Source organism: Pseudonocardia charpentierae (genome assembly GCF_031845345.1).
In the GTDB taxonomy this organism is placed as follows: Bacteria; Actinomycetota; Actinomycetes; order Mycobacteriales; family Pseudonocardiaceae; genus Pseudonocardia; species Pseudonocardia charpentierae.
Map to the genome: position 1 here is coordinate 1 of NZ_JAVREJ010000076.1, position 2243 is coordinate 2243.

Sequence of the window (2243 nt, forward strand, 5' to 3'; positions counted from 1 at the left end):
GGCGACCACCCGCATGTGGTGGAAGCGGCCGCCGACGAGGAAGTCACCGACGGCGTGGAGACTGCTGATCGGGGCCACATGCGGCTCGTCGCCGTCTCCTGCGCGCAGGTCGGCGACGGCAACCGGCAGTTCACCGTCGTCACCCACGAGGTCGACGACCCGACCCTCGACTTCACCGCGCTCCGCAACGACAAGCGCGTCAAGCATGCCCTCGCCGCGCTCACAGCTCGCCGGACGATCCCGACTTGCAGGCCGCCGCAGTCGAAGCCGTGGAGCGGCGCGGGCACAGCGCCGGCGACTGGACCGAGGCGTTCGCCCGCAACGGGTCAGTCAGCACCCGTCCGGCCTCGGCCCGGCTCAAGGGCACCGTCGCCGTTGTCCAGAGCCGAAACGAGCAGGTGGGAGACCGTAACTGCCAGATCAACCGGATCGTGCACACGGTCAGCCCGACGGTCGCAGCAGCTGCGCTGCTCGACAACCCCAACGTCGTCGACGGGCTGATCGACGTGGCCTAGCCTGCCGCGCGACGCCGCTGCCGCTCTACGGTTCGAGCGGGCGATCGAGACGGCGCTGTGTGCGGACCCGGCGGAGTCTTCCGTGCCCCAAGCGGGCTACGAACCGTGTACAAGCCACCCGACGCCGGGCGCACCATGTCCGTGCGCGGCGCTGTTGGAGTGTCGATCGGTCGTTCAAAGTCGAACGGTGCCGGTAGGCGTGGATGTAGTTCACCTAGAAAACCAGCGGTCCCGGAACAGTGGTCATCAACGCGGACGGCTCCTTCAGCTTCAGCGGAGATGCATCAGGCCAAAACTTGCTCTGGACGAGCGTCGCCAACAGTTTTAAGACCTGGTCTCAAAACTAGGTGTGTCGCTGCGTGATCTTGAGCGGCTGATCGTCGATCGTCGTCGGTCGTGGCCAAGAGCAAGCGACAGCGGCTGGTCGAGGATCGGCTCTGGGAACTGATCGAGCCGTTGATCCCGCCACGGCCGGCGCCTCGCGGTCCGGGTGGGCGGCCGCGGATCGATGACCGGGCCGCGCTGGAAGGGATCTTGTTCGTGCTCGACACCGGCTGCCGCTGGCGGGACCTGCCCGAGCAGCTGGGCTGCGGATCTGGGCACACCGCCTGGCGTCGGCTGCGCGAGTGGCAGAAGGCCGGGGTGTGGGACCGCCTCCATCGGCTGGTCCTCGACGAGCTGTCCGAGGCTGAGCTGCTGGACTGGTCGCGTGGCTGTATCGACGCGGTCGCGGTGCGGTCGAAAAGGGGGGCGAGCTGACCGGGCCGAACCCCACCGACCGCGGCAAAGCCGGATCGAAGTACCACATCCTGTGCGACGCCAACGGGCTCCCGCTGCACGTGATGCTGTCGGCGGCGAACACCTACGACAGCAAGCTGTTCGAGCCGCTGCTGGAGATCAACCCGGCCGTCCGCGGCCGTCGTGGACGACCCGGGCGGCCGCGTCGGCGACCCGGCAAGCTGCACGCCGACAAAGGTTATGACTACCGCCGCTGCCGCGCCTACCTGCACCACCGCGGGATCAAGGTGCGCATCGCGCGGCGCGGGATCGAGGACAAGTCCAAACTCGATCGGGTCCGCTGGGTCGTCGAGCGCACCATCTCGTAGCTACTTCGGTTCAAGCGGCTCGGACTGCGCTATGACCGCACCGAGCGCACAACGCTGCCGCTGCTGACCCTCGCCTGCACTGTCATCAACGCCCGCCGGCTGATCAAGACCGGGTTCTGAGACCAGGTCAAGGACGTGCCGCAGCTGGCATACACCACCGGTCGCGTGAGGTTTGTGGTCGACGCGACAGGTCAGACGACGGAGTACTCGCTGAACGGCAGGACGAGCAACTCTTACGGTACAGCGCCGGCATTTTGCCAGGGCTGGTTCGCACGGCCATGAGCAGAGTGCCACCAGCTGGCGGTGGGTGGTCCCCGTGCTCGCCCGCACCCACCGGGTGCTGGCTCTGAGCCTGCCGGGGCACGGCGACAGCACCCCGGCAGCGGGCGGCTACGCCCCGGGAGCAGACCTGGCCCCGCTCGTGGCCGGCTTCCTCGACACCCTTGGCGTCGGGGCGCTGCACGTGGTCGGGAACTCCGTCGGCGGTGCCGTCGTACCCGGCTTCCGCAGCTGATGTTGGTGCTGGACACGGAATCTGGGGTTTGACCTGCGGGAACGCCGAAAGCCGCCTGGACGGGCGTGTGTCCAGGCGGTGATGTTCCTGCTGGTCAGGACGTTGCCG

The 2243-nt window shown here is 68.1% G+C and carries 2 protein-coding genes and 2 pseudogenes; 3 read left to right on the forward strand and 1 reads right to left on the reverse strand.

What is annotated here, in order from left to right; genetic code table 11:
- Nucleotides 1-207 (reverse strand): hypothetical protein (locus tag RM445_RS31865; RefSeq protein ID WP_311560581.1); only part of this gene is annotated, 207 nt, incomplete at its 3' end.
- 38 nt (nucleotides 208-245) lie between these two features.
- Here RM445_RS31865 and RM445_RS31870 point away from each other — a divergent pair.
- The 3 genes and pseudogenes from RM445_RS31870 to RM445_RS31880 form a co-directional block, all read left to right on the forward strand.
- Entirely contained in the window at nucleotides 246-515 is a 270-nt protein-coding gene (locus tag RM445_RS31870) for a hypothetical protein (protein WP_311560582.1), read from the forward strand.
- Between the two features lie 396 nt (nucleotides 516-911).
- Nucleotides 912-1741: pseudogene (locus RM445_RS31875) on the forward strand (IS5 family transposase).
- Between the two features lie 163 nt (nucleotides 1742-1904).
- A pseudogene (locus RM445_RS31880) lies at nucleotides 1905-2135 on the forward strand (alpha/beta fold hydrolase); the annotation flags it as partial.
- Between the last annotated feature and the right edge of the window lie 108 nt (nucleotides 2136-2243).